The sequence below is a fragment of the Arthrobacter sp. 179 genome (assembly GCF_052379645.1).
In the GTDB taxonomy this organism is placed as follows: Bacteria; Actinomycetota; Actinomycetes; order Actinomycetales; family Micrococcaceae; genus Arthrobacter_H.
Window position 1 is genome coordinate 1 of record NZ_JBQSYU010000064.1, and the last position, 565, is coordinate 565.

Annotated in this window: 2 pseudogenes; both read left to right on the forward strand. The window is 64.2% G+C overall.

The features are described from left to right. Nucleotides 1-186 (forward strand): annotated as a pseudogene (locus ACT3UE_RS15780) (IS3-like element ISMyma10 family transposase); the annotation flags it as partial. Between the two features lie 47 nt (nucleotides 187-233). Continuing rightward, a pseudogene (locus ACT3UE_RS15785) lies at nucleotides 234-565 on the forward strand (hypothetical protein); the annotation flags it as partial.

The window sequence follows — 565 nt, forward strand, 5'->3', positions numbered from 1 at the left end:
AAATGGCTCCGCGCAGCCGAGATCGATGCCGGCAACAAGCCCGGCAAGACCACGGACGAGTCGGCAGAATTGCGCGACCTACGCCGCCGCACACGCCTACTCGAGCAGGAGAACGAAGTCCTCCGCCGTGCTGCTGCCTATTTATCTCAGGCGAATCTGCCCTCAAAAGGTTCTACCCGCTCGTAAGAGAGCTCGCCGCAGACGGGATCCCCGTCGCGGTGTCGTGTCGGGTTTTGAAGTTCTCCCGCCAGCCCTACTACCGCTGGCTGTCCGCTCCTGTCTCCGAAGCGGACCTGGTCTCCGCCTACCGGGCGAACGCCCTCTTCGATGCCCACCGGGACGACCCGGAGTTCGGGTACCGATATCTGACCGACGAGGCGGAAACCGCCGGGTATCCCATGGCCGCGCGCACCGCGTGGCGGCTGTGTTCGGATAATGCCTGGTTTTCTGCCTTCGGTAAGGGGCGGGGCAAGAACGGGAAAAGACCTGGCCCACCGGTCCATGACGACCTGTGCGCCGTCACCGACTCCGACGGACGGGTCCGGCACGAGTTCATTGCCCAGTA